4 protein-coding genes and 1 pseudogene are annotated in these 3,891 nt (G+C 74.1%); 1 reads left to right on the forward strand and 4 read right to left on the reverse strand.

Annotation, left to right across the window (positions count from 1 at the left end; all coding sequences use genetic code 11):
* The first annotated feature begins 60 nt into the window (after positions 1-60).
* Positions 61-636: a dihydrofolate reductase family protein gene (locus HW445_RS21545; RefSeq protein WP_180222625.1), complete on the forward strand. Its 576-nt coding sequence runs from the start codon at positions 61-63 to the stop codon at positions 634-636.
* Positions 637-729: 93 nt separating this feature from the next.
* Here HW445_RS21545 and HW445_RS21550 read toward each other — a convergent pair whose 3' ends face one another.
* The 4 genes and pseudogenes from HW445_RS21550 to HW445_RS21565 form a co-directional block, all read right to left on the reverse strand.
* Complete coding sequence (locus HW445_RS21550; RefSeq protein ID WP_180222626.1) at positions 730-1,371, reverse strand: 3-oxoacid CoA-transferase subunit B; 642 nt, start codon at positions 1,369-1,371, stop codon at positions 730-732.
* A complete protein-coding gene (locus tag HW445_RS21555) occupies positions 1,371-2,150 on the reverse strand; it encodes a CoA transferase subunit A (protein WP_180222628.1) in 780 nt (259 codons plus the stop codon). Before HW445_RS21555 ends, HW445_RS21550 begins: the two co-directional genes overlap by 1 nt.
* A gap of 9 nt (positions 2,151-2,159) precedes the next feature.
* Entirely contained in the window at positions 2,160-3,365 is a 1,206-nt protein-coding gene (fahA, locus tag HW445_RS21560) for a fumarylacetoacetase (protein WP_180222627.1), read from the reverse strand.
* Between the two features lie 88 nt (positions 3,366-3,453).
* Positions 3,454-3,891, reverse strand: a pseudogene (locus HW445_RS21565) (hypothetical protein); the annotation flags it as partial.

Genomic DNA, 3,891 nt, shown 5'->3' on the forward strand with positions numbered 1-3,891 from the left:
CGGCCCCGCGCCCCCGAACCGCCCCGCGCCCGTCCGGCCGGTCAAGCCCGAGGAGAACGCATGCCCGCCCTGTACACGTTCGACGTCTTCTCCAGTCTCGACGGCTACGGCGCCGCCGGCGGTGACTGGACCGGCTACTGGGGCAAGCAGGGCCCGGAGCTGCTCCATCACCGCCTCGCCCAGTACAGCGTGGAGCAGCGGTTCGTCATGGGGGCGAACACCTACCGGGCCTTCGCGCGGTTGCTGTCCTCGGACACCGAGGAGCCGGGGGTGCACGACGCGTGGGTCACGCGGCTGAGGAGCCTGCCGGCAACGGTGGTGTCGACGACGCTGGAGGCTCCCCTCGACTGGCGGGACGCGACGGTCGTGAGCGGTGACGCCGTCGACGTGGTGGCCCGTCTCAAGGAGGAGTCCGAGGTGCCGTTGCGCTCGCACGGCAGCCTGTCGATGAACCGGGCGCTGATGGCGGCCGGTCTGGTCGACCGTCTCCAGGTGACGGTCTTCCCGGTGATCACCGGCCGGACCGGCCTGGACCCGGTCTTCCGGGGCGCGGAGGACTTCGACCTGGAGCTGATCGAGAGCCGGACCCTCGACGGCCGCGTCCAGGAACTGGTCTACCGGCCCGTCCTCCACTGACCCGTCGGACGCCCCCGGCCCGCCCCGCCCCGCCACGCCACGCCACGCCACGCCACGGCGAGTCGGCGCGGGACGTGCGGGGCGGGACCGGGGTCAGACCGTGGCCGGGGCGAGGACCGGCGCGGCCGTGCGGTCGCGGAGTTCCCGCTCGGTGACGCCGGGGGCGAGCTCGACCAGGCGGAAGCCCTCCTCGGTGACGTCGAGGACGCCGAGGTCGGTGATCACCCGGTCCACGCAGGCCCGGCCGGTCAGCGGCAGGGTGCAGGACTCCACGAGCTTGGCCCCGCCGTCCCGGGCGGTGTGCTCCATGAGGACGATCACCCGGCGGGCGCCGTGGACCAGGTCCATGGCCCCGCCCATCCCCTTGATCATCTTGCCGGGCACGGCCCAGTTGGCCAGGTCGCCGCCGGCGGAGACCTGCATGCCGCCGAGGACGGCGACGTCCAGGTGACGGCCCCGGATCATGCCGAAGCTGAGCGCCGAGTCGAAGTAGGAGGCGCCGGGCAGGACGGTGACGGTCTCCTTGCCGGCGTTGACGAGGTCCGGGTCGACGGCGTCCGGCGTGGGGTAGGGGCCGGTGCCGAGGATGCCGTTCTCCGAGTGGAGGACGACGTGGACGCCTTCGGGGAGGTGGTCGGGGATCAGCGTGGGCAGGCCGATGCCGAGGTTCACGTAGGCGCCGTCGGGCAGTTCGAGGGCGGCACGGGCCGCCATCGCGGTACGGGTCCAGGCCATCAGGCGGCGCTCCCTTCGGCCGCGTCCACGGCTTCGCGCACGGTGCGCTTCTCCACCGGCTTGGCGTTCCGGCGGCGCACGGCGACCACGCGCTGGACGTAGACGCCGGGCAGGTGGACCTCGGCCGGGTCGATCTCGCCGGGCTCGACGAGTTCCTCGACCTCGGCGACGGTGATCCGGCCGGCCATGGCGCACAGCGGGTTGAAGTTGGCGGTGGTCTTGTCGAACACGAGGTTGCCGTGGCGGTCGCCCCGGGAGGCGCGGACCAGCGCGTAGTCGGTGGTGACCGCCTCCTCCAGGACGTAGCTCCGCCCTCCGAACGCGCGGACCTCCTTGGCCGGGGACTCGACCGCCACCGAGCCGTCGGCCGCGTACCGCCAGGGCACGCCGCCCTCGGCGACGGCGGTGCCGACTCCGGCGGGGGTGTAGAACGCGGGGATGCCCGCCCCGCCGGCCCGCAGCCGTTCGGCGAGGGTGCCCTGGGGGACGAGTTCCAGTTCCAGTTCGCCGGCCAGGTACTGGCGGGCGAACTCCTTGTTCTCCCCGACGTACGACCCGGTCACCCGCGCGATCCGGCCCGCGCGGAGCAGGATGCCGAGGCCGTGGTCGTCGGTGCCGCAGTTGTTGGAGACCACCTCCAGGGCGTCGGCGCCCTGGTCGTACAGCGCGTCGATCAGTTCCTGCGGCACGCCGCAGACGCCGAAGCCGCCGACGGCGAGGCGGGCGCCGGCGGGTATGTCGGCGACCGCCTCGGCCGCCGTCGCCACCGTCTTGTCCATGCTCACGGCTCACGCCTCCACGGCGGGCAGGATGCGGCCGCTGACCTCGCCGAAGCCGATGGTGACGCCGTCCGCGCCGGGGGCGGTGGCGGTGATGGTGACCTCGTCGCCGTCCTCCAGGAAGGTGCGCTTGGTGCCGTCGGGCAGCGCGAAGGGCTCCGCGCCGCCCCAGCTCAGCTCCATGAAGGAGCCGCGCTGGTCCGCGTCCGGGCCGGAGACGGTGCCGGAGGCGTAGAAGTCGCCGGTGCGCAGACAGGCGCCGTTGACCGTCATGTGGGCCAGCATCTGGGCGGGGGTCCAGTACATGGTGGCGAAGGGCGGGGTGGCGACCAGGTGGCCGTTGAGGCGGACCTCGAGGGTGAGGTCGAGGCCCCAGTCCTCCCGCTCCGCCAGGTACGGGCGCAGTGCGTGCTCGCGGGCGGGCGGTGCGACGCGGGCGGCCTCCAGGGCGTCCAGCGGGACGACCCAGGGGCTGACGGAAGTGGCGAAGGACTTGCCGAGGAACGGGCCGAGCGGCACGTACTCCCAGTTCTGGATGTCGCGCGCCGACCAGTCGTTGACCAGGGTGACGCCGAAGACGTGCTCGCGGAAGTCGTCGGCGGCGACCGGACGGCCCAGCGCGGAGGGGGTGCCGACGACGAAGCCGACCTCGGCCTCGATGTCCAGGCGGGCCGACGGGCCGAAGCCGGGCAGGGCCCCGGCCTCGGCGGGCCGCTGCTGGCCGCGGGGGCGGACCACCGGGGTGCCGGAGGGCACGAGGGTGCCGGCCCGGCCGTGGTAGCCGATCGGCAGGTGCTTCCACTGCGGGGTGAGCGGGTCGCTGTCGGGCCGGAACATCCGGCCGATGTTGGAGGCGTGGTGCTCGGAGGCGTAGAAGTCCACGTAGTCGGCGGCCTCGAAGGGCATGCCGAGGGTGACGTCGGCCTGCGCGGACAGGTGCGGCGCCACGGCGGCGCGGTGGGCCTCGTCGGTGAGCAGGCGGGTGATCTCCGCGCGCACCTCCTGCCAGCGGGCGCGGCCCTGCGCCATGAAGGCGTTGAGCGAGGCGTGGGCGAAGGTGTCGTCGCCCAGGACGGCCGCGAGGTCGAGGACCTGCTCGCCGATGGCGACGCCGACGCGGGCGGCGCCGCCGGCCTTCGGCGTGAAGACGCCGTAGGGGAGGTTCTGGATCGGGAACGGGGAGCCGTCGGGGACGGGGACCCAGGTGGTGGTCATCGGTGGTCCTTCGAAGCGAGTCGGGTCCGGGATCAGGAGCCCGGGATCAGGAGCCCGGGGTCAGGGGTCCGGGGTCGGGAGTCCCGGGTCAGGAGGGGGAGCCGAGGAGGAGTCCGGCCTCACGGACGGGGGCGGCGGTGGAGCAGGAGCCGTAGGAGACCAGCGCCCGGCGCGCGGCGGCCGACTCGTCGCCGGTCAACGCCAGGGCGCGCGACGTGAGTTCGGCGGAGTCCTCGGTCTCCAGGACACGCCGCACGGCGACTCGGTCGCCGCCGTTCGCGGCCGTGGCCGTGGCGAGCAGCAGGTTGAGGTATCCGTGGTGGGTGAAGCCGGTCTCCGGGGAGGTGTGGCGGACCGCCTGGTGGAGTCCGGCGGTCGCCTTGAACGGCACGCCCGCCGCGACGCACGCGGTGATGAACGAGGCCACCTGCTCCGTGCTCGGGAACAGCTCGGCCCGCACCCCGCCGCAGCGGAGCTTGGCGCCGAGCGGGCGGTCCCCGGCGTGCCGGGCGAGCGCGGTGAGCGC

Origin of the sequence: Streptomyces sp. UH6 (genome assembly GCF_013421635.1) — a bacterium.
In the GTDB taxonomy this organism is placed as follows: domain Bacteria; phylum Actinomycetota; class Actinomycetes; order Streptomycetales; family Streptomycetaceae; genus Streptomyces; species Streptomyces abyssomicinicus.